The 21,938-nt window shown below is 59.7% G+C and carries 15 protein-coding genes and 1 pseudogene; 3 read left to right on the top strand and 13 right to left on the bottom strand.

Going from position 1 to position 21,938, the window contains the following annotated elements:
- Positions 1 to 181 precede the first annotated feature (181 nt).
- Positions 182 to 1,057, bottom strand: coding sequence for a GntR family transcriptional regulator (locus CK498_RS16825; protein ID WP_095622012.1), 876 nt, complete (start codon positions 1,055 to 1,057; stop codon positions 182 to 184).
- A 136-nt stretch (positions 1,058 to 1,193) separates the two neighbouring features.
- Here CK498_RS16825 and CK498_RS16820 point away from each other — a divergent pair, with 136 nt between their 5' ends.
- Both CK498_RS16820 and CK498_RS16815 read left to right on the top strand, forming a co-directional pair.
- Positions 1,194 to 2,579 carry an acyclic terpene utilization AtuA family protein gene (locus CK498_RS16820; RefSeq protein WP_095622011.1) on the top strand — a complete coding sequence of 462 codons (1,386 nt, stop codon included), beginning with the start codon at positions 1,194 to 1,196 and terminating at the stop codon, positions 2,577 to 2,579.
- Between the two features lie 21 nt (positions 2,580 to 2,600).
- Positions 2,601 to 2,909 (top strand): DUF4387 domain-containing protein, encoded by a 309-nt coding sequence (locus CK498_RS16815; protein ID WP_095622010.1) that lies wholly within the window; start codon positions 2,601 to 2,603, stop codon positions 2,907 to 2,909.
- Between the two features lie 101 nt (positions 2,910 to 3,010).
- Here CK498_RS16815 and acnB read toward each other — a convergent pair.
- From acnB to CK498_RS16755, 12 genes and pseudogenes are all read right to left on the bottom strand, one after another.
- A pseudogene (gene acnB, locus CK498_RS16810) lies at positions 3,011 to 5,578 on the bottom strand (bifunctional aconitate hydratase 2/2-methylisocitrate dehydratase).
- A gap of 112 nt (positions 5,579 to 5,690) precedes the next feature.
- The gene (locus CK498_RS16805; RefSeq protein WP_095622221.1) at positions 5,691 to 7,358 is read right to left on the bottom strand and encodes an electron transfer flavoprotein-ubiquinone oxidoreductase; all 1,668 of its coding nucleotides are present in this window, start codon (positions 7,356 to 7,358) and stop codon (positions 5,691 to 5,693) included.
- Positions 7,359 to 7,621: 263 nt separating this feature from the next.
- Positions 7,622 to 8,851, bottom strand: a complete 1,230-nt coding sequence (gene serA / locus CK498_RS16800; RefSeq protein WP_095622009.1) for a phosphoglycerate dehydrogenase — start codon at positions 8,849 to 8,851, stop codon at positions 7,622 to 7,624.
- Between the two features lie 187 nt (positions 8,852 to 9,038).
- Positions 9,039 to 9,983: an electron transfer flavoprotein subunit alpha/FixB family protein gene (locus tag CK498_RS16795; protein WP_095622008.1), complete on the bottom strand. Its 945-nt coding sequence runs from the start codon at positions 9,981 to 9,983 to the stop codon at positions 9,039 to 9,041.
- Complete coding sequence (locus tag CK498_RS16790; protein WP_095622007.1) at positions 9,983 to 10,732, bottom strand: electron transfer flavoprotein subunit beta/FixA family protein; 750 nt, start codon at positions 10,730 to 10,732, stop codon at positions 9,983 to 9,985. The genes CK498_RS16795 and CK498_RS16790 overlap by 1 nt, the downstream gene beginning before the upstream one ends.
- Positions 10,733 to 10,763: 31 nt before the next feature.
- Complete coding sequence (locus tag CK498_RS16785) at positions 10,764 to 12,161, bottom strand: MmgE/PrpD family protein (RefSeq protein WP_176475822.1); 1,398 nt, start codon at positions 12,159 to 12,161, stop codon at positions 10,764 to 10,766.
- Positions 12,158 to 13,078 (bottom strand): isocitrate lyase/PEP mutase family protein, encoded by a 921-nt coding sequence (locus CK498_RS16780; RefSeq protein ID WP_095622005.1) that lies wholly within the window; start codon positions 13,076 to 13,078, stop codon positions 12,158 to 12,160. Before CK498_RS16780 ends, CK498_RS16785 begins: the two co-directional genes overlap by 4 nt.
- A 13-nt stretch (positions 13,079 to 13,091) precedes the next feature.
- Positions 13,092 to 14,174 (bottom strand): ornithine cyclodeaminase family protein, encoded by a 1,083-nt coding sequence (locus CK498_RS16775; RefSeq protein WP_176475821.1) that lies wholly within the window; start codon positions 14,172 to 14,174, stop codon positions 13,092 to 13,094.
- Between the two features lie 70 nt (positions 14,175 to 14,244).
- On the bottom strand, positions 14,245 to 16,218 hold the full coding sequence (locus CK498_RS16770; RefSeq protein ID WP_095622003.1) for a tripartite tricarboxylate transporter permease: 1,974 nt from the start codon (positions 16,216 to 16,218) through the stop codon (positions 14,245 to 14,247).
- Between the two features lie 143 nt (positions 16,219 to 16,361).
- Positions 16,362 to 17,453 carry a Bug family tripartite tricarboxylate transporter substrate binding protein gene (locus CK498_RS16765; RefSeq protein WP_095622002.1) on the bottom strand — a complete coding sequence of 364 codons (1,092 nt, stop codon included), beginning with the start codon at positions 17,451 to 17,453 and terminating at the stop codon, positions 16,362 to 16,364.
- Positions 17,454 to 17,587: 134 nt separating this feature from the next.
- The gene (gene tcuA, locus CK498_RS16760; RefSeq protein ID WP_095622001.1) at positions 17,588 to 19,093 is read right to left on the bottom strand and encodes an FAD-dependent tricarballylate dehydrogenase TcuA; all 1,506 of its coding nucleotides are present in this window, start codon (positions 19,091 to 19,093) and stop codon (positions 17,588 to 17,590) included.
- A gap of 46 nt (positions 19,094 to 19,139) precedes the next feature.
- Positions 19,140 to 20,513 carry an MmgE/PrpD family protein gene (locus tag CK498_RS16755; RefSeq protein ID WP_095622000.1) on the bottom strand — a complete coding sequence of 458 codons (1,374 nt, stop codon included), beginning with the start codon at positions 20,511 to 20,513 and terminating at the stop codon, positions 19,140 to 19,142.
- A gap of 499 nt (positions 20,514 to 21,012) precedes the next feature.
- Here CK498_RS16755 and prpB point away from each other — a divergent pair, with 499 nt between their 5' ends.
- A complete protein-coding gene (gene prpB, locus CK498_RS16750) occupies positions 21,013 to 21,936 on the top strand; it encodes a methylisocitrate lyase (protein WP_095621999.1) in 924 nt (307 codons plus the stop codon).
- The last annotated feature ends 2 nt before the right edge of the window (positions 21,937 to 21,938 follow it).

Genomic DNA, 21,938 nt, shown 5'->3' with positions numbered 1-21,938 from the left:
CGTTCATCACATCACAGCGAGCCTTGCTAAACGGGAGGCGTCCATACAATGGGTCATGGCAACACGATACCTGGTAGGTCAGGTGTTGCACTTGGTCATTGAGACCGCCCCTCTACGCTGGCAGGACGAGAGGCGAAAGAACTCGCCGGGAGCATCTAGACAGTAAGTAAATCCTGTCGGCTCAGAGCCCGGCCGTCGACCGCGCCATCCCCTCCTCTAGGTGCTGTCTCAAAAGTTCGGCCGCGCCCCCTCTGTCGCCCTCAAGCAACTTATCCAACAATTGGATATGTTCGGCGCAATGCGATTGATCGACGGGACGTGCACGGATTCTGCGATAAACGATGAGCCGTCTCAACCGGTTAACTCGCCGTAAGGCGTCAAGAATGAAAGGGTTCCCTGAGCACTGGGCGATAGCTTCATGGAGCTTGCTATTGAGCTCGAAAAGCTGAGCCGGCGGCGCCTTGTGGCGGGACGCTGAGAGCAGGGCCTGCTGCTGCGCACGACAGCGCTCCAGCAAAGGCTGATCCAACTGAAAAGTCTGCTCCAGAATAGCAGCGGGCTCGATCAGCAACCGGAATCGATAGCTCTCCTCATAGGCAGCAGCCGACATTAACGTCGGAACGAAGGCCCAGCCGTGTCCCGGCAGTCGTTCCAGCCAACCCTCGCCGGCGATCCGGCGCAGCAGTTTTGATAGCCGTCCGCGAGGAAGCTGGTAGCGCCGCATCAATTCGTTCTCGCTGACACGATCGGGCAAGCGCCCGGCGAGGCGATCATCGGCAATCGCCAGATAGATGTCTTCATCTTCCTCATTGGTCGCCAGCGTAAGGGGCCCCTTGTTCACTTCGGTGGTTGCGACAGTGAAACCGCCACCTTCCCGTGTGACGAGTATCCCCTCAGTCGCCAGTTGTCTCAGTGCCTCGCGCACCGGCGAGCGTGATACCCGCAGTTGCTCTGCCAGCGATCGCTCAGGCAGAGGTTCACCCACTACGAAGCGTTTTTCAAAAATGTACTCCCGAATCTGGCCGGCGATCTGCTCCGACAGCCGCGTCTGTTTCATTTCACTTCCTCCGAGACCGCGAGCGCACCGAGGAGCGGCTAGCGCTCCATGCAATATTTTGGTATTTTGTTTGGATAAAATCCCACAAAAGATAGTTGTTTGCACGAACCGTTGACTACCGCTCAGGAGCTAAATAATGTCAAAACACACCGCCGCACGAGAACTTCGTATCCTATCACCAACGGGCGCGCTCGGTTCCGGCTTCTTGGAAAGCTCCTTCAATGCCGCTCTTGAGCAACAACCCCATGTCATCGGCTGCGATGCCGGCACCACCGACGGCGGGCCCTTTGCACTGGGAGCCGGCAAGCCCTCCTTTCCTCGCCTCGCCGTCAAGCGCGATTTACGCCTGATATTGCTGGGCGCGCGGCGCATCAAAGTGCCGCTGCTGATCGGCTCCTGCGGCACCGCCGGCGGCGAAGTTCATCTGCAGATCGTGCATGAGATCGTCCGCGAGATCGCCCGCGAGGAAGGGCTGAGCTTCAAACTCGCCCTGATTCACGCCGAACAGGACAAGGATTACCTCAAGACCCGGCTGCGACAGGGCCGCATCAAGCCGCTACACCCGGCGCCGGAGTTCGACGAAGAGGTCATCGACCGCAGCGAGCGCATCGTCGGCATGATGGGCACCGAGCCCTACGTACGCGCCTTGGAGATGGGCGTCGAGGTCATCCTGGCCGGCCGCTCCAGCGATACCTCCATGTTCTGCGCGCTACCGCACATGCACGGCTTTTCGGCAGGCATCGCGCTGCACGCGGCGAAGATCCTCGAGTGCGGCACCGCCGCCGTCGTCCAGCGCAAGACCCCAGACTGCATGCTCGCCACGATCCGCGACGATCATTTCGAGATCGGCCCGCTCGACCCGGATCTGCGCTGCACGCCGCAGAGCATCGCCTCCCACAGCCTGTACGAGAACGCCGACCCATTCCTGCTCAAGGAACCCGACGGGACCCTCGACACCACCCGCGCCCGTTACGAGGCGGTCAACGAGCGCTTGGTGCGGGTCAGGGGCAGCGAGTTCATCCCAGCCGAGACCTACACCATCAAGCTCGAGGGCGCGGAGCTCGCCGGCTACCAGACTATTTTGATTGGCGGCGTCCGCGACCCCTATATCCTACGCCAGCTCGATGACTGGCTCACCCGCATCCGGGCGCGCATCGAGTGGCGGGTGAAGGATGTCACCGGCCTGGCTCCCGACGAGTACGCACTCAACATCCGCGTTTACGGCAAGAACGGCACCATGGGCGCGCTCGAGCCTGTGCAGGAATTCCAGGGGCACGAGGCCTGTTTGATTTTCGAGGTCACCGCGCAAACCCAGGAGCTCGCCAGCACCATCGCCGCCATGACCCGACACCAGGCCATTCACTTCCCCATTCCCGAGTGGAGTGGCCTCATCACCGGCGTGGCCTGCCCCTACAGCCCCGCCTACATCGAGCGCGGCGCCACCTATCGGTTCAACGTCAACCACGTGGTCGAGCCGGATAATGCCTACGAGATGTTTCCAATCGAGATCGTTGAGATCTGATTACCGCCGGAGGAGAATTCCATGGCCAAGCTTGGCGAACTCGCAAGTCTGATCCGCAGCAAGAATGCGGGGCCCTTTCAGCTGACCTTCGACATCATGTTCAACGATCCGGCCGTCTACGAACGGGTGAAGCGCTCCGGCGTGGTGAGCCGCGAGGCGATCAGCCGGATCTACCGGCTACCGCAAGAGCAGGTGCTGTTCTTCTTCGTGGACAACGCGCTGGCGATCAAAGCCTCCATTCCCAGGCCGATCTTCCAAGGCGACGTTGGCGATACCGACTCCCATGGCGGGCAGCAGTACGCACCCCTCATCACCCTGAATATCCCTTAACCGCACAGCGGCCGGCGCGAGCCTTAATGGAAAGATTAAGACTCCGCCGCTTTGAGCTTACCCCCAATAGTTGGACGGTTCGTTCAACCGGCGCCCAAGGCCTACACCTTCACCGTCTCGGCCACGTCGGCAAACTCCTTGATCTGGTCGAAGTTCATATAGCGGTAGATATCCGCCGCCTCGCCATTGACGACGTTCACTTGCGCCATGTACTCCTCGACCGTCGGGATCTTGCCCATCAGCGCGCGCACCGCGGCCGAGCCCAGGTACACGCGGGTGTCCAGCCCCAGACGGTTGGGGAAGTTGCAGGTGGAGGTGGAGATGGCCGTGCTCCCCTTGCGGATCTGTGCCTGGTTGCCCATGCACAGGCTGCAGCCGGGCGGCTCCATGCGGGCGCCGGTGCGGCCGAGGATGCCGTAATAGCCTTCCTGGGTCAGCACCTGCTGATCCATCTTGTTCGGTGGAGCGATCCATAGCCGGGTGGGGATGTCGCTCTTGCCGTCGAGCACCTTACTGGGCGGCGCGGAAGTGGCCGATGTTGGTCATGCAGGAGCCGATGAAGACCTCGTCGATCTTGTCACCGGCGACCTCGAAGAGAAACTTCACGTCGTCCGGATCGTTCGGACAGGCCAGGATGGGCTCCTTGATTTCGGCTAGGTCGATCTCGATCACCGCCGCGTACTCGGCGTCGGCGTCCGCCTTCAATAGCTGCGGATCGGCGATCCACAGCTCCATGGCCTTAATCCGGCGCTTCAAGCTGTGGGCGTCCTGGTAGCCGTTGACGATCATCCACTTCATCAGGGTGATGCTCGAGCGCATGTACTCGATGATCGGCGCCTGATCCAAGTACACGGTGCAGCCGGCGGCGGAGCGTTTGGCGGAGGCATCGCTGAGCTCGAAGGCCTGCTCCACCTTCAGATCCGGCAGCCACCCGATCTCGAGAATCCGGCCGGAGAAGACGTTCTGCTTGCCCTTCTTCTCGACGGTCAAAAGCCCCTGCTTGATCGCATAGAGCGGGATGGCGTTGACCAGGTCACGCAGGGTGATCCCTGCTGCATCTGGCCCTTGAAGCGCGCCAGCACCGACTCGGGCATGTCCAACGGCATTACCCCGGTGGCGGCCGCGAAGGCCATCAGACCCGAGTCGGCCGGAAAGGAGATGCCGATAGGGAAGCGGGTGTGGGAGTCGCCGCCGGTGCCGACAGTGTCGGGCATTAGCAGGCGGTTGAGCCAGGAGTGGATGACGCCGTCACCCGGTCGCAGGCTGACGCCGCCGCGGGTAGCCATGAACTCCGACAGCTCATGGTGGGTCTGTACATCCACCGGCTTGGGATACGCCGAGGTGTGGCAGAAGGACTGCATCACCAGATCCGCCGAGAAGCTCAGGCAGGCCAGATCCTTGAGCTCGTCGCGGGTCATCGGCCCGGTGGTGTCCTGGGAGCCGACGGTGGTCATGCGCGACTCGCAGTAGGCGCCTGGGCGGATGCCCTGGCCTTGGGGCAGATTGCAGGCGCGGCCGACCATCTTCTGCGCCAGTGAATAGCCCTTGCCGGAGTTCTGCGGGTTCGTGGGCAGGCGGAACACGGTGCTGACCGACAGGTCCATGGCCTCGCGGGCGCGGGCGGTGAGGCCACGGCCGATGATCAGTGGGATGCGGCCACCGGCGCACACCTCATCGAAGATCACCTCGGACTTGATCTCGAACCCGGCAATCACCTCGCCATTCATGAGGATCTTGCCTCGTAAGGGCGCAGCTCGATGACGTCGCCCATCTCCATGTTGCCTACGTCAACCTCGATGGGCAGCGCGCCAGCGTCTTCCATGGTGTTGTAGAAGATCGGGGCGATCTTGTTGCCCAAGCAGACGCCGCCGAAGCGCTTGTTCGGGACAAAGAGGATATCCTCGCCGGTGAACCACAGTACCGAGTTGACGGCAGACTTGCGGGAAGAGCCGGTGCCGACCACATCACCGACGTAGGCGATCAAGTGGCCCTTGGCCTTAAGCGCTTCAAGCTGCTTGATCGGGCCGCGGACGCCCGGCTCTTCGGGCTCGATGCCCGGGCGCGGGTTCTTCAGCATGGCCAGGGCGTGCATAGGGATGTCCGGGCGGGACCAGGCGTCCGGGGCCGGAGAGAGATCGTCGGTATTGGTCTCGCCGCTGACCTTGAACACACTCAGGGTCAGGGCCTCGGGCAGCTCGGGGCGGGAGGTGAACCACTCGGCGTCGGCCAGCTTTGTAGCACGGTACAGGCGTTGGCGCTGCCCTTCTCGGCCAGCTCCTTGACGTCGTGGAAGTAGTCGAACATCAAGAGCGTCTTCTTCAGGGCCTCGGCGGCAACGGCGCCCACTTCGGCGTCATCCAAGAGCTCGATCAGCGGACGGATGTTGAAGCCGCCCAGCATGGTGCCGAGGAGCTCGGTGGCTTTGGCGCGGGAGATCAGCGCTCAGCGCCCTTGGCCAGCGCGGCCAGGAAGGCTGCCTTGACCTTGGCGGCGTCGTCCACCCCGGCCGGCACCCAGTGGATCAGCAGCTCGACCAGGAAGGCTTCTTCGCCGGTGGGCGGGTTCTGCAGCAGATCGACCAGTTCGGCGGCCTGCTGAGCGGAAAGGGGCAGCGGCGGGATGCCGAGGGCGGCGCGTGCGGCGACGTGGACGCGGTAGGCTTCTAGCACGTGTTGGTTCCTTGTTATCGGCTTGGAAACTGAAGGAGCCCTGCCGCCCGGCGGCGGCAGGCCGGGCGGGCGAGGCTGATCGGGCGTCAGCACCGGCGCCGGACGCCGCCGGCTACATGTTCGGGTAGTTCGGCCCGCCGCCGCCTTCCGGCACCACCCAGTTGATGTTCTGGGTCGGGTCCTTGATGTCGCAGGTCTTGCAGTGCACGCAGTTCTGCGCATTGATCTGCAGCCGCGGCTCGTCCTGCTCGGTGGCGACTATCTCGTAGACGCCGGCCGGGCAGTACCGCTGCTCCGGCGCCTGGTAGAGCTTGAGGTTGTGCGCTACCGGCACGCTCTCGTCCTTCAGCCGCAGATGGGCAGGCTGGCTCTCTTCGTGGTTAGCGGCGGAGAGGAAGACCGAGGACAGCCGATCGAAGGTGATTTTGCCGTCGGGCTTGGGGTAGTCGATCTTCGGGCAGTCGGCCGCCGACTTGAGCTGCGTGTGATCGTCGTGATGGTGGAAGGTCCACGGCGCCTTGCCGCGGAAGAGGTAGGTGTCTAGCGCCGAGTAGGCCACGCCGCCGACGAGGCCCCAGCGGGCGAAGGCTGGGCGCAGATTGCGCGCCTGGTGGAGCTCCTTCCATAGCCAGCTGGCCTTGAGGGCCTCGGTGTAGTCAGGCGTGATCGCCCCCTCCGACTGGCTACGGAATTGCTCGAAAGCCGCCTCGGCGGCCAGCATACCGGACTTGATGGCACAATGGCTGCCCTTAATCCGTGGCACGTTGAGGAAGCCGGCCGAGTCGCCAATCAGCGCGCCGCCCGGGAAGGCCAGCTTCGGCAAGGACTGGATGCCGCCTTCGGAGAGGGCACGCGCGCCGTAGCTGACGCGGCGGCCGCCCTCAAACAGCGGCCGGATGGCCGGGTGCAGCTTGAAGCGCTGCATCTCCTCGAACGGCGAAAGCCAAGGGTTCTGATAGTCCAGGCCGACCACGAAGCCGACGGCGACCTGGTTGTTCTCCAGGTGGTAGAGGAAGGCACCGCCGTAGATGCTGTGCTCAAGCGGCCAGCCGAGACTGTGGATGACCTTGCCGGGCTTGTGCTTGGCCGCGTCCACCTCCCACAGCTCTTTGATACCGATCCCGTAGGTCTGCGGGTCGGCGCCCTCACGCAGTTTGAAGGACTCCATCACCTCCTTCGATAGCGAACCCCGACATCCCTCGCCGAACAGTGTCACTCGCGCGTGCAGCTCCACACCCGGCTCGTAGTTGTGCCCGGGCGAGCCGTCCTTGGCAATGCCCATGTCGCCGGTGGCGACGCCCTTGACGCTACCGTCCTCGTGATACAGCACCTGGGCGCCGGCAAAGCCCGCGAAAATCTCCACCCCCACAGCCTCGGCCTGCTCAGCCAGCCAGCGACAGAGATTCCCCAGGCTGATGATGTAGTTGCCCTCGTTATGCATCTGCGGCGGTGCGGGCAGCTTGATGGCCTTGGACTCGGTCAGGAATAGGAACTCATCCCGTGTCACCGGCGTGTTAAGCGGCGCGCCCTGGGCTTTCCAGTCGGAGATGAGCTCGCTGAGGGCGCACGGATCCATCACCGCGCCGGAGAGAATATGCGCGCCGACCTCCGAACCCTTCTCGATGACGCAAACCGAGAGCTCATGCTCCGCCTCGTTCGCCAGTTGGCGAAGCCGGATAGCGGCGGATAGCCCGGCGGGCCCAGCGCCGACGATTATGACGTCGAACTCCATGGCCTCGCGTTCGGTATGCTGGAAGTGGTTCGGGTGCCTGGGATCCATCTCGTTCTCCATAATCAATCATTGTTGACGGGGCTGCGGCCCGTTGTGCTCCGTTTGCGACTGGTTCGCCCCACGCTTCGCCTGAGCAGCGCAGCGGCGTCCAGACGGGCCCCAGATCAGCAGACTTTCATGCCGGGACTCTTGCCGGACCTGACGTAGGGCGATACGCAAAAGGAGACCGACAGCAGCCCTAGCCAGGCATCGTCGCGCCAAAGAATAAAGGCGCATTAGGTGGCTTTTGGCCGGTTAGGAAAGATATTTGTCTAGAAAAGTACGCGGCATTTTACAGTACCCTGCACCGACCTGAGTTTCTTTAGAGCTAGTTCACTATATTCTTGGCCGACATCAATCACGGCATAACCAATAGCTTCGTTAGTTCTTAAGTACTGGCTGAGTATATTGATTTTATTATTACAAAATATATTGTTAATCTCTGACATAACGCCTGGAATGTTTTCGTGAATGTGTAGTAGACGATGTTGACCTGGGTGCGATGGCAGAGCCACTTCTGGAAGATTAACAGAGGAGACTGTGGTTCCGGTATCACTGTATTTGGATAACTTTTCGGCCACTTCTGTTCCAATATTTATCTGGGCTTCAAGCGTGCTACCTCCAATGTGTGGGGTCAGGATAACATTATCAATCCCGCACAAGGGTGAAACGAAATCATGATCATTAGACGGTGGCTCAATAGGGAACACATCGATGGCGGCCCCGAGCAACTTGTCTTGACGCAGCATGCCGGCGAGAACATCGATATTAACCACCGTACCCCGCGAGGCGTTAATCAGTATACTGGTAGGCTTCATCAGCGCTAACTGCTTATAGTCGATCATGTTACGCGTGGACTGGGTTTCAGGCACATGCAAGCTGATAATATCGCTGCGCTCAAGCAGGGTGTCCAGCGACAATACCTGAACCGCGTTGCCTAGCGGAAGTTTTGTCACTACATCGTAAAAGAGCACATCCATGCCTAGTGATTCTGCCAACACACTCAATTGGCTGCCGATATTGCCGTAACCAACTATGCCTAGCTTTTTGCCACGCACCTCGAAGCTGTCCTTGGCGTGCTTCATCCAGACGCCACGATGGGCTGCTGCGCTTTTGGCGGGGATCCCGCGCAGCAACATGATGGCTTCCGCAAGCACCAGTTCAGCGACGCTGCGGGAGTTGGAAAAGGGAGCATTGAACACGGCGACACCTCGACGCGTCGCTGCATTCAGGTCTACCTGATTGGTGCCAATACCGAAGCAGCCAACGGACAACAGTTTATCGGTGGCCTCGAAGACTCTCTCGGTCAGTCGCGTCCGTGAGCGAATACCCAAAAAATGCACGTTGCAAATTTTGGCAATCAGTTCTTCTTCTGGCAAGGCGTGGGGTAGGCGTTCAATATTTGTGTATCCCGCATCAATAAGGGTGTCGACTGCGGATTGGTGTATCCCTTCAAGTAGCAAAATACGGATCTTGCTTTTATCGAGCGACGTTATCGCCATAGCTTTAACCTTTTTCACAGAGAGGAGGGCAAGAACGAAAAGTTATACACACCTGATAGAAGAAGTCCTATATGAGAAAAGTTATGCTTGATTTCTTTACCATAGGATGCGTTAAGGGCGTGGCCTCAGTCGCTGCCGGTAAGGCAGCGGGCCGAGGTATTGACGTATTGATTAATAACAAGGCAGGCTATTTTGACAACGCTGATTGGAGGACGGGCAAAGCTTCAAAGAGGTCAGCGACAAGACCGTAATCCGCGACCTGGAAAATTGGCGCCTCCTCGTCCTTGTTGATCGCCACGATCACCTTGGAGTCCTTCATCCCCGCCAGGTGCTGGATCGCCCCGCTGATCCCCACCGCTATGTACAGCTCCGGGGCAACGATCTTGCCGGTCTGGCCGACCTGCATGTCGTTGAGCACGAAGCCGGCGTCCACCGCGGCCCGTGAGGCGCCAATGGCCGCGCCCAGCTTGTCGGCGATGCCCTCGAGCAGCTTGAAATTCTCGCCGCTGCCCATGCCGCGCCCGCCGGAGATGACCACCTTGGCCGCGGAGAGCTCAGGGCGGTCGTTCTGGGCCAGCGCCTGCTTGGCGAAGGTGGACTGAGAGTTCTCCACCACGGTTTCGACGCTCTCGATGGCGGCACTGCCCTCTTCGCCGACGGCATCGAAGCCGGTGCTGCGCACGGTGATCACCTTGAGCGGATCGGAGCTCTTCACCGTAGCGATGGCGTTGCCGGCATAGATTGGGCGCTTGAAGGTGTCGGCGTCGACCACGTCGAGGATCTCGGAGATCTGCGACACGTCTTTCAGCGCGGCGACGCGCGGAAGCACGTTCTTGCCGGTGGTGGAGGCGGCACCCAGCACGTGGCTGTAGTCGCCGGCGAGTTCGGCCAGCAGCGCGCCCATGGGCTCGGCGAGCTGGTGGGCGTAGACGGCATTGTCTGCCACGCGAACCTTGGCCACACCGTCGAGCTTGGCGGCGGCTTCGGCCACGACGGAGACGTTCTCGCCCGCGACCAGCACGTCGATATCGCCGCCGAGGATCTCTTTAATCTCTTGGGCGGCAGCGGCCACGTGGGCGGTGGCGCCGGCGAGCTGCCTATCATGATGTTCGGCAAGGATGAGGATGCTCATTAGATCACCTTCGCTTCGTTCTTCAGCTTGTCCACGAGCTCGTCAACGGAGCCCACCTTGATGCCGCCCTTACGCTCGGCCGGCGACTCGACCTTGAGCAGGGTCAGCTTGCTTTGCACCGCAACGCCGAGATCGGTCGGCCACTTGACGTCGAGTGGTTTCTTCTTGGCCTTCATGATATCGGGCAGCTTGGCGTAGCGCGGCTCGTTCAAGCGCAGGTCGGTGGTGATCACCGCCGGCAGGATCAGCTCGATGGTCTGCAGCCCGCCGTCGATCTCGCGGGTGACGGCGACCTTGTCGTTGTCGACCTTGACCTCGGAGGCGAAGGTGCCCTGGGCCATCCCGGTCAAGGCGGCGAGCATCTGCCCGGTCTGGTTGTTGTCGGTGTCGATGGCCTGCTTGCCGAGGATCGTGAGCCCCGGCTGTTCCGCCTCGACGACCGTAGCCAGCAGCTTGGCTACCACCAGCGACTCGACGTGTTCCTCGGTCTGAATGTGAATGGCACGGTCGGCACCCAGCGCCAGCGCGGTGCGCAACTGCTCCTGGGCGGCCTTGGGGCCGATGGTCACGGCGACCACTTCGCTGGCCACGCCCTTTTCTTTCAGGCGCACCGCCTCTTCCACGGCGATCTCGCAGAAGGGATTCATGGCCATCTTGACGTTAGCAAGTTCCACTCCCGTGTTGTCTCCGTTTACGCGCACCTTAACGTTGGCATCAACGACGCGTTTTACAGCGACTAAGATCTTCATAATGAGCCTCACTTTATACTGGTCGAGTGAATTAGGTGCGAGCAAGGTCCAAGCTATTGACTAACTGGGACAGATCCTGTGTGGCTTCGATGTGCCATAGGGAATCGAATAAGTCCATGCTGTCGGACGCACTCAGCCCGGCACAAAGTGCATCAAACTTAGCACGTAGTGCTGCCTGCGATAGTGGCTCCTCGGGACTACCCAGGAATGCCTCTTGGGTACCGGTAAAAATCCGCCCGTCGTAAGTATGGACCTCTACTTCAGCCCCCCAGCCTTTGGGCACGGGCCCCTCCCGTTCAGTAACTTGGATGCGCTTGGCCAATGCGCGGATATCGGGTGAATGTAAGGCTTTTTCGTCAAACACACACGGGTCAATGGGATCTAAAAAGGCAGCAATTGCTAGGGTAAACGGGACACTATACTGAGCAAGCATGATGTCGTTCGGTTCGAGCTCACTGTGGTGGGTGACAACTTTTCGGCTGCTGCGCACGACTATTGCCTCGATGTTGTGTCCGGTCAGGCCGTGCGTGGCCATCTGCTCACGCAGGAACTGCACGGGGGCTTGGGCAGTAACATGGCAGGCGTAGCGCTTAATACATAGCCGCTCAATCTCGTACTGCTGTCTCAGTCCCGCCGTAAGCAAGTCGGGGCTTGACTCGCCGCAGAAAGTATCGAGCAGCCCGAACTCACCGTCCAGCACGCTATCGGGCCCTTCATAGCCTGCCGCAGCGAGATTTGTCGCTAGCACGCCACTCTCGGCGGCACGGCCCAGATGCAATCTTTTGACCATGCCACCGCGCCCAACGCGCGCGAAGGCCAACAGGCCGCTGGCCAGCGAGCCGGCAATGCCGTAGGCATGGGTGAGTTGTGAAGCCGACAGCCCCGAGAGCACGCCGCAGGCGGTTGCCGCGCCGAAGGGTCCGGTCAGTCCCGGCGCGTGGAAGCCGACCTTCTCCGGGGTGTGGAGGGTTGCCGCACCGATGCGGAACATCACTTCGCAGCCCGCCACAATGGCGACCAGCAGGTCGCGGCCGCTGGCACCATTGGCCTGGGCCGCAGCCAGCGCCGGAAGGGCAACGGTCGCGCCAGGATGCACCCCCGCGCCAGGCTTGCGCAGGCTGTCGAGTTCGAAGGCGTGGCCGAAGGTGCCCAGGGCCAGGGCAGCCTGAGGTAGGCCAAGTCGCAGTTCAGGCACGCCGGGAAGCCGACAAGGCCCGCCTTCGCCGGTGCTGCGTGCGTACTCGAGGACAGTTTGGGACCACGGAAAATCCTTGCCGAAGACCGCGCAGGCGACGGCATCGACCAGGCACTGGCGGGCCAGTTCAATGACGTGCGGTGGCAGGTCCTCGTAGCGCAGGCTGGTAGCGTAGTCAGCGAGGATTTGCGCCGCGCTCGGGCTGCTGGTGGAACTCTTTGCTACGGCGTTCACTGTTTCTCCTCGGTTCCGTATTTGCGTTCGATGTTCTCTTCAGAGAGAAAGCGGCGCTCCACCTCGAAATAGCTGCGGTAATCCATCAGTTCTGTGATCTCCGACATGTCGGCGACCAGGTCTGGCCGCTCGGCGACGACGCCAGACTCCATGCTCTCACGCATAACCTTGAGGGCCATCGACATACCCCGAATGGCGGCCGCCGGCAACATGCGCGAAAGGCTGATCCAGCGGACACCCAGGCGCTTAAGGTCGGGGATGGCCATCAGCGGCGTGGTGGTACGGGTGCGGATGCCGAAGCCCATGTTGATCCGCACCGGGATGTTCACAGCTTCGACGATGCGGGCGATGTCATCGCCATCGCGCACCGCATCGGGGAAGATCACATCGGCGCCGGCCGCCTCGTAGGCCTTGGCGCGAGCCACGGCGCCGTCGACGCCCTCGGTGGCGATAGCATCGGTGCGGGCGATGATCAGGAAATCCTCGCTGTAACGGGCCGCCACGGCGGCCTCGATCTTGCGGGTCATTTCCAGCATCGGGACGACTTCCTTGCCCTGCAGGTGGCCGCAACGCTTGGGCATGACCTGGTCTTCGATGCTGACCGACGCCGCCCCGGCCGCCTCGAACTCGCGCACCACGTACCAGACGGTGGCCGCATTGCCGTAACCGGCCTCGGCATCGGCGGAGACGGGCACTTCAACGCTGCGGGCGATCATCCGCACCGTATCGACATTGTCGCGCATCGAGAAGATGCCCACGTCAGGCATGCCCAGGCGCGCATTGACCATCCCCGCGCCGGTGGTGGAGACTAGGTTGAAGCCGGCTTGCTCCGCCAACAACGCGCTATAGCAGTCATATACCCCAGGGGAGACCAAAAAATCTTCACGTGAGAGTAGTTGCCGCAAGTTAGAATTCATATTGGTTAGTCCGTTAATTGCGGATGTTTTGCAAGAAAGTCTCGCTGCCCATGGGAGTCCCAAGTCCCTGCGCTAGCGCGCGCTCATAGATCAGCCCTGCGACGCCGGCAAACTGCACGCCATGGATATTGCCACGCTCGGAAAAGGTGATCTGTTCGGGGGTACATCGCCCACGCTTGGGCGCGTTCAGTAACTCACGCAGCATGATGAGTCGGCTAAGCGGGACATCGGCGAAGCGGCGTGTACCTCCGGCCTCAGACTTGCCTACATCGGGGACGAAAGACATGCACTCTTCCTCGAAGCGCCAATCGGGCATTTCGGTTGGTGCAGTGGCGTTACCCAGCCGCAGTGCTACGTCCACTCGCGCCGAAGCGTGCGTATCAAGAGTGCCCCCAATCGAGGTGATATGCATACCCGGAGCCAGGTGAGGGCCATGGATTACTGGGCCGACCGCATTGGTACATGCCGAAATAATATCGGCTCCGTCAAAGGCCGCCTCGGGACTTTCCACCGCCTTGGTGTCCAGTCCTCGTGCGCGTCCGTACACAGCCAAGGCTTCTCGGTTGGCCTCGGTGGGGCTATATATGCGCACCTGCTCGATGGGCCTGATCATTGTAATAGTGTCAATATGGGTCCTTGCCATGCCGCCTGCTCCGAGGATACCCAATACTGCGGCATCCTCACGCGCCAGATAGCGTGCACCGAGGGCGGAGTCCGCCCCCACCCGCATCTTCTGAATCAGGCCGTCATGCAGAATGGCCAGCAACTCGCCATTCTCCAGGGAAAACAGCAGGATCAAGCCGCAGTAAGTGCCGGGTTCGACACAGTACTTTTCTTTGCGTGGCCGGCCAGCCACTTCGCGTCGGTAGGTCATGTCGGACTTGATGCGCAGCGCTCCATAACGCCCGCTGAGCCCCGCGGCAATGCCGAGTTGGTAGGCTTCGCCGGCATTGTTTTTTGAGGCCTGGAGATCCAGGCGTGGAGCCGTCACTCCTGTACCCAGGGCAAAGGCCGAATAGGTCTGGTCGAGTATGTTTATCACCGCCAGCGGATCCAGCAGCGGCGCGATATCATCATTGGTCAATAACAGAGGCATGGGCATCTCTTGTTTCAAGCGTTTGGCACTCGTTCCGGCCATATGATGGTTGGAACGGTACCTTTGAGCGTTAGCCTGGGAAATTCATCATGGTCTGCAGCCAACCTTGGGGATAGCGCAACACCAGCATGTCTCCCAGGAACCACAGCAGAGCTGTGGCGAGGGCGGCGGCCAGCATGGCCTTCAGCCAGGACAGCTGAGCCATGATGCGCAGGAACAGGGCTAAGAATACCGGGACAGCCAAGAAGAATCCGATCACCGCGGAGATAGCCGGCAGGGAAGCGAACAGGCCAAAAAAGAACAACATAGGGCGTGCGGTCGATCCGGCAGCCCGGTATTCCGCTTCGGTATCACAGAACAGGCGCGGGGCTTCCCGGCGGGAGATGTATAGCACCGACAACAATACTATCAATCCCCCGGTAAACACAGCCACCGAGATGGGGAAGACGTAGGCTAGGAAGCGCAGATTTTGTGCATCCAGCAACGATAACACCACGAACCCACCGAGCAGCAGTGTGAATAGGATCTGCGGCAAACGCTTCTGGGCCGAGGCCTGAGTGACTTCTTGTTCACCACCGCTATCGCGGGCACGCAACACAAAGAACAGGCAAATGGCGGCTACACCAAGCAAGCTCATCGCTACCGGGCGTAACAGAACGTCAAAGCCATAGATTTGGACCGTGCGGTAAACAGCATCTTCTAAGGAAGGAGACAATACAAAACCGATCAGTAACGCGGCTCGCGACCAGCCATAACGCTTCATGAAGACGCCAAGCCCACCTAGGACTAGTAGGGCTATCAGGTCGCCCCAATGCCGTGAGGTCTGGAATGCCGCGAAAAAGATCAGCACGAACATGAACGGCGCGATGAGCGTATAGCGCACAGTGGTAATCTTTGCAATCGGCTTGGCTAGCCCGATGCAAAAGAACGCGCCGACAATATTAGCCAAGGCCAGCGACCAAATAACCAAGTAAACGATGTCTAGCTGGTTCGTTACTAGAGCGCGGCCCGGCGTGACGCCTATCATAACAAAGGCGCCGAGCAATAGGGCCATGGTGCCGGAGCCAGGAATACCGAGGAACATGGTCGGAATCAGAGCGCCGCCTTCTTTGGCGTTATTAGCCGACTCGGGACCAATCACGCCACGGATATCGCCTTTTCCAAAGAGCTCCTTGTTCTTGGTGCTCTGCTTAGTGTAGCCGTAAGCAATCCAATCGACCACGGTGCCACCTAACCCTGGCAGGGCGCCTACGGTCGAGCCCAACAGCCCGCAACGCAGCACGAGCCAGCGGTTTTTAACGACATCCTTCAAACCTTTTAACCAGCCGGAGCCCATGGGGCTGGCTTGAGCGATAGTTTTTTGATGCCGTAACACATCCAGTATTTCGGGCACAGCAAATAAGCCCAGGCCGACAATGACTAGAGGGATGCCTTCATAGAGGTATTCAACCCCAAACGTCAGGCGCAACTGTGCCGTGGCCGACGAAACGCCAATCGTGGCAATCAATAGCCCAATGCCGCAGGCGGCCAGTCCTTTGAGCATGCTGGGGCCGGTGAGCATGCCAACAAACGTTAAGGCGAGGAGCACCAGCATGAGCTGCTCACCGAAGCCCATGGCGAGCAAAATCGGACGGGCGGCCAGCACCGACATGGACAGCAGGGCAGCTCCAATTAGCCCACCACATAGAGAAGCGCCGAAGGCTGCCGCGAGAGCGCGGGCGCCATGGCCTTGTTTGGCGAGAGGAAAACCATCGACAACCGTGGCTTGGGACCCCGAACTGCCTGGGACCCCCAATAGCACAGCAGGAAATGTATCTGAGGTAGTTGTGACCGCGGTCAGGCCGACCAACATCGCCAAGGCCGAGCCTTGATCCAGGCCATAAACGAAGGGAAGCAGCAAGGCCATCCCTGAGATGCCACCGAGGCCTGGCAGAAGTCCCACAGTCAGCCCGAGCGTGACACCCAGGATGAGATAGAGGACATGATTCCCTGTGAGCAGCTGGAAGATCGCCTGGCCAGCAAACTCGAAAATGCTTGCGTCCATCGGCAGTTTCCTAAGCAGTTGGAAAATATCTCACGCCGGCCATACACCCCAAACCTGATACGCCGGGAGGCCAAAGCAAGGGTGGATAACGCGTGGATCGATCAGGCGGGGAATACGGTCCCCGCCTATGGCGACTAAAATATTTACAGCTGAACGTCATATACTTCTTGCGCCCAGTTACGCAGGTATTCGGATTGCTCCTCGGTGAACGAGGCAGCATCCAACATGGTGCGCTGCGCGTCTTTACCAATGGCTTGGGGGTAGGGGCCGAGGATATCGATGGCTGCCGGGTCATCCTCAAGGTTGGCCATCGCCTGCTTGGCCGCCTCGGAGTAGATGTCGATGATTTCCTGTGGTGTATCTTTGGGTAGCACGAACATTTTGGAGCCCATGACCCGTATCGCGAGCATGGCCATCCATATGTCCTTCTCGACACCCGATAATGGCTCACCGTGGACTTCCTCATAGACTTCATTGAACGTGGGGATATCGGGGGCCATCGGGTCACGCACGACTTCGTTATCTTCGTTCACATAGCCAAAGGTAAACATCGGAACGGCGGTGCCATCCTCGATCAGCGGCACAACTCCTGACTCCCACGATGCCATATTGTCGTAGTTCATGGTCAGCTCGCCGCGCTCAAAGGCGCCGCGGGCTTCATTATTACTCACCCCGAACAGGACGCGTGGTTGAATGCCCAACATGTGCATGGCCAGTAGGGCCGGCATATCCGAGGACGTCGCATCCTGGCCACCGTAGTTCGGAGGATTTTCCTGTAGTTTCTTCACGTCTTCCTCTGCGTTACCTGTCAAGCCACCGGCCTGGTCCTTGCGGGCGTACATGATCACACCGAAGGGCGAGCTGAGAAACGCGTTAAACTCCGTGAGCGGGTACCGAACGGTTGGGTTATCCACCACGTAACTGAAGAAAGTCCCGCTAGCAATCGAGGCAATGGTGTTGCCGTCCGGTGTGGCGGTTTGGTTAAATTCGTTGATGCCACGTACCGAGCCCGCGCCCGGCACATTGCGCACTACTATGGTCGGGTTGCCCGGCAAAGTTTTCTCCAAAGCATCGGCAACCACGCGACCATGCAAGCTCGAGCCGCCACCCGGGCCATAAGGAATAATCAGTTCGACGCGATCGAACGTTTTATCAGCGAACGCTGAAGAGATCGCGAGGGTGCCGGCGGCCACCCCGGTAGCGAGAAATTTCAAGACATTGACTGGCGTGGACATATTCTTGTGTCTCCTTTTGTAAGCTCTAATTTATATTTGTCGTCACTTATGCATGGTCTGTATTAGCAACAGCCCCAGAACAGGCGTCATATAGATGCTCAACACCCGTCTTTTCACTACGCAAAGGCTGAAACTTATGCCTTAGCGCGCTGTGCGGCGTGCTTTCCGGCCAGACGACCGAACGTGGCGCCGGACATCAAGCCAGTGCCGCTAGCATAATTGTTGTAGAAAAGTCCGCCGACAATTTCCCCGGCAGCATACAGACCTGGAATTTTTTCACCGGCCAAACCTTCGACTTCTGAATTTTGAGAGACCTTGAGGCCACCGAAGGTGAATGTCACGCCAGTGGTGACGTGATAGGCGTGGAACGGTGGTGTATCCAACGGATTAGCCCAATTGGACTTGTTGATGGCCAGCCCCTCGGTACAGCGACCGTCGCGGATGTTCGGATTGAACGGCACCTCTGTACGGCACGCCTCATTGTACTCATGAACAGTCTTTAGGAACGCTTTGGGATCGACGCCCTCCAACTGCTCGGCCAGTTCTTCGAGTGTATCGGCTTCTACCTTGGTGACGCGTCGTATACGGTATTCACCACGTAACAGGTCAGTCACCTTGTCATCGAAGATCTGCCAGGCGAACATGCCAGGTTGCTTAAGGATTTCTCCTCCGTATTTTGCATAGGTATGACTGTGGAAATTGGCACCTTCATCTACATAGCGCTCGCCCTTGGCGTTGACCAAAATACCAAAGGGGTAATTATGCTTCTGAAACTGATCGCCGACGGTGAGATCCCCATACGCCGGAGCGTTTACATCCCAAGCTACAGAGTGGCAGCCAGACCAGTTACCGAAAGGACGTGCGCCTACGTCCAGGGCCATTTGCAGACCCATACCCATATTGAAGCTAGTGCCGCGGACCTTAGCGGCATCCCAGCCTGGGCCGAGATACTTGGCGCGCATTTCGGGGTTAGATTCGAAACCGCCGCAGGCCAGAATGATAGCTCTTGCGTAAATGTCCAGACGTTTGCCGCCTTGGCGGGCCACGATACCGACAACATCACCATCATCATCGCGGATCAGCGATTCGGCCGGAGTCTGGAAGGCGATGGGAATGCCGTAATCGTCGGCTTTCTTGTATAGCGCCTTGAGCAGTTCTTCCCCTCCGCCCCAGATATGTAGGGCCAGCCCGCCCCAGAATTTGAACTTGCCGTCGACCTTAAAGGCCTGTCGGCCCAGACCAGGCTGAAGCTTTACACCTTGCTTGGCCATCCACTTGGCGGTATCAAGACTACTGTGGACCAACAGCTCGCAGAGATCTGGGTCGGTACGGAATTCGGTCAGCTCGAACATGTCATCAAAGAACTGCCCTTCGGTATAGGTGCCGAAGTCGACGTTTTCGAGTTCTTCATCAGTCATGCTGGGACAGACTTCCTTGAGGTCTTCGACGCCATTATAGGCGAAGCGGAAAGCACCCCCGGTGTAGTGTGAGTTGCCGCCACGCTCTTCATACGGTGCGGCTTCCAAAATCAACACCTTGGCACCTTGCTCGTGGGCGGAAAGAGCGGCACACAGAGCGGCGTTGCCGGCCCCAACTACGACCACATCGGGATTATACGCAGCGATTTCTGGGGGATTCATTCGTTCATACTTCCTTTTATCGTGATGGCGTTATTTAGCAACAAAGTCAAGCGACTGACCCATCGATGATCAACTGGCTCAGGGTGCGGGTGTCGTTCACTCTATCCAATTGCAGCAGCTGTTCACTGAGCTGTTCGGCATTGTTGGGTGTGAGGACTCGAGAGGCACAATCAAGAAACTTCCGTTCCAAGGTACCCTTGGGCAAAGGGTGATGGCGATCGCGGCCGAGCGGACGATCGATTTTGGCCTTTAAGTAGCGGCCATCATGAGTGGTGACCGCTACTTCGGCAAAGAAATGCTCGGTGGACTCCCAGATAGCTCCAGGGTGGGGTTCGGCATGAATGCGAGCTAGCAAGTCGCGTACCGGCGCCTCGTTGACGGCATCATCGGAAAAGTGTTCGAGGCTGACGATGCCGTGCATCAGTGCGCGAGCGATGACGTATTGCACGCTGAACTTGCCGTCCAGGCCAGTCTGCGGATCAGGGCGATTCGTGTGGTTCAACCGGCGCGGATGAGTCCACGAGCGCACGTGCGCCACATCCTCAGGGAGTAGTCCATGCTCCTTACGCAGTTGTAGTATGGCGTCCACGGCAGGATGCGTGCTGGCGCAGCAGGGATGGCGCTTGAAGGCAATACCCGGCTCGACTATATCGAGCGGCTTGGCCCAAGTGTCAAGAATGCGTCCAGGAACACAATTTTCGGTGCCGTTATATATGGCGAAAAAGCCCTGCGGGTGCTCCAGCGCCTCGGGATTGGCCGTCATTCCAGCCTCGGCGAGCAGTGCCGCTAACAGGCCGTTACGCGCAGACTGCCCGACATGGTAGGGCTTGGTCATGGTGCCGAAATTGGCTTTGACCCCGGCAGACATGGACACGGCCAATGATAGCGCATGAGTGGTCCTTTCGATTGGCAAGCCCAGCAGGTGGCTGCACGCAGCGGCGCTGCCGAAAGTGCCAAGTGTAGCAGTAGGGTGCCAACCCTTTTCATAGTGGTGAAAGTTCACCGCACGGCCGATCTTGGTCTCTACCTCAACGCCGGCGATGTAGGCCGACAGCAGGTCTGCCCCGCTCGCGCCGCGTTCTTCTGCCAGCGCCCACAGGGCCGGCACGATAGGCGCGGACGGATGGCCGCCCAGCGTATTGCTGCAGTCATCGAAATCCAACGCATGCGAGGCGGTGCCATTGATCAGTGCTGCATGGTAGACATCGACCCGGCGATGGCTGCCGAACAACAGTGCGGGACCATCCGCCAAGGCGCGCTGAGACGCCTTAAGAACTGTGCTTGTGCTATCGGCATCAGCACCCGCCAGAGTGACTCCGATGGTGTCCAGTATCGCGAGCTTGGCGGTCTCAAGCGCTTCAATCGGGCACGCTTCGAACGTGATGGCACGTGACCTTGTGGCGATTTCCTGCAATAGCATGCTCCCCCCTCACCCAAGTGGCCTGACTCGTGGCCGACTCCCGCTTGACCGGTGCTTGACGGCTCGTTTGAACCTAAACGTACTGCTCTGCGTCACACCGAGCAATTATACTATAGTATATCTTATATAAGATATACTTTCATGATGTTTACATCTACAGTTTCTCGAGCTCAAGCCGGATCGCCATCGCAGCTTATTAAGTTTTAGCTTATTAAATTGCAACTGGTTGAGTGACAGCGGGGTGTTCGTCCCGACAAGGCACGGTTAGAGCCTCTGTATCAGTGTCGACAATTAGTTGCTGGCCGATATCAGCGAGCCTGAAGGCGGTTAGGGGTGTCGATCAGGCTGGAGGCTCGGTGCACTACGGGAGCATCGGTGGATGAGCGAGGCGAGCGTCGCCGGTATTTCCGATCGAGCAACACATCCGCGCCTCTCGTCACAGCTTAATCAAGTGGTTGAGAGGCTCTTCGCAACGAGACGGAGTGAGGCAGATAATCTTATGACCATAAAATGGCTTGCTGACGAGGGCGAGACGACGTCGAACCATCCCCTTCGCTTTCGCCAATTGCTGGCGGGAACGCCGGCCACAGCGGTGGCGGGGGCCTACGACGGCATGTCGGCCCTGCTGGCTAAAGAAGCCGGCTTTCAGGCGCTGTATCTCTCCGGCGCCGCGCTGTCCGCTTCCAAGGCCATGCCCGATCTGGGCCTGCTGACCCTGGAAGACGTCTGGCACGCCTCTCGGGAGATCGTGCGGGCCTCCGACCTTCCGCTGATCGTCGACTGCGACACCGGCTTCGGCGAGGCGCTCAACGTAATGCGCGCGGTGCGCGAGCTGGAGGACGTGGGGGTCGCCTGCATCCAGATCGAGGACCAGCAGTTCCCGAAGAAGTGCGGCCATCTCAACGACAAGCGGGTGGTGTCCACCGACGACATGTGTCGGAAGATCGCGGCGGCGCGCAAGGCTTCTCGCAACATGGTGATCTGCGCTCGCACCGATGCGGGGTTCATCTCCACGGAAGAGTCCATCGCCCGGGCCAATCGCTATGCTGAGGCCGGCGCCGATGTGATTTTCGTGGAGGCCCTCGAGTCCCCTAAGGTGATTCGGCAGGTGCGCCGCGAGGTCAAGGCGCCGCTGCTGGCGAACATGACCGAGTTCGGCCACACCCCCGCCACCAGCGTCGATGGCTGGACCGAGTACGGCTACGAGTTGGTCATCTTCCCGGTGTCCGCCTTCCGTGTCGCCTCCAAAGCGATGGAACGCTTCTACGCGTCGCTGATGAAACATGGCGATGTCAATGAGTTCCTGCCGGAAATGATGCCGCGCGCCGAGCTCTACGAAAACATTCAGTACTACGAGTACGAGGCGCTCGACAGCACGATCGCTCGCACCGTGCTTGCTCCCTGTCAGAAAACCAACGATTGAAT

It is taken from the genome of Halomonas salipaludis (genome assembly GCF_002286975.1).
GTDB classification, from domain to species: Bacteria; Pseudomonadota; Gammaproteobacteria; order Pseudomonadales; family Halomonadaceae; genus Franzmannia; species Franzmannia salipaludis.
Note: the sequence above shows the minus strand (reverse complement) of the source record. Positions and strands in the feature narration are given on the sequence as shown.

Coding starts and splice junctions, on each gene's coding strand:
- CK498_RS16825 (WP_095622012.1), bottom strand. CDS start 1,057: ATGAAACAGACGCGGCTGTCGGAGCAGATCGCCGGCCAGATTCGGGAG.
- CK498_RS16820 (WP_095622011.1), top strand. CDS start 1,194: ATGTCAAAACACACCGCCGCACGAGAACTTCGTATCCTATCACCAACG.
- CK498_RS16815 (WP_095622010.1), top strand. CDS start 2,601: ATGGCCAAGCTTGGCGAACTCGCAAGTCTGATCCGCAGCAAGAATGCG.
- CK498_RS16805 (WP_095622221.1), bottom strand. CDS start 7,358: ATGGATCCCAGGCACCCGAACCACTTCCAGCATACCGAACGCGAGGCC.
- serA (WP_095622009.1), bottom strand. CDS start 8,851: ATGGCGATAACGTCGCTCGATAAAAGCAAGATCCGTATTTTGCTACTT.
- CK498_RS16795 (WP_095622008.1), bottom strand. CDS start 9,983: ATGAGCATCCTCATCCTTGCCGAACATCATGATAGGCAGCTCGCCGGC.
- CK498_RS16790 (WP_095622007.1), bottom strand. CDS start 10,732: ATGAAGATCTTAGTCGCTGTAAAACGCGTCGTTGATGCCAACGTTAAG.
- CK498_RS16780 (WP_095622005.1), bottom strand. CDS start 13,078: ATGAATTCTAACTTGCGGCAACTACTCTCACGTGAAGATTTTTTGGTC.
- CK498_RS16775 (WP_176475821.1), bottom strand. CDS start 14,174: ATGCCTCTGTTATTGACCAATGATGATATCGCGCCGCTGCTGGATCCG.
- CK498_RS16770 (WP_095622003.1), bottom strand. CDS start 16,218: ATGGACGCAAGCATTTTCGAGTTTGCTGGCCAGGCGATCTTCCAGCTG.
- CK498_RS16765 (WP_095622002.1), bottom strand. CDS start 17,453: ATGTCCACGCCAGTCAATGTCTTGAAATTTCTCGCTACCGGGGTGGCC.
- tcuA (WP_095622001.1), bottom strand. CDS start 19,093: ATGAATCCCCCAGAAATCGCTGCGTATAATCCCGATGTGGTCGTAGTT.
- CK498_RS16755 (WP_095622000.1), bottom strand. CDS start 20,513: ATGCTATTGCAGGAAATCGCCACAAGGTCACGTGCCATCACGTTCGAA.
- prpB (WP_095621999.1), top strand. CDS start 21,013: ATGACCATAAAATGGCTTGCTGACGAGGGCGAGACGACGTCGAACCAT.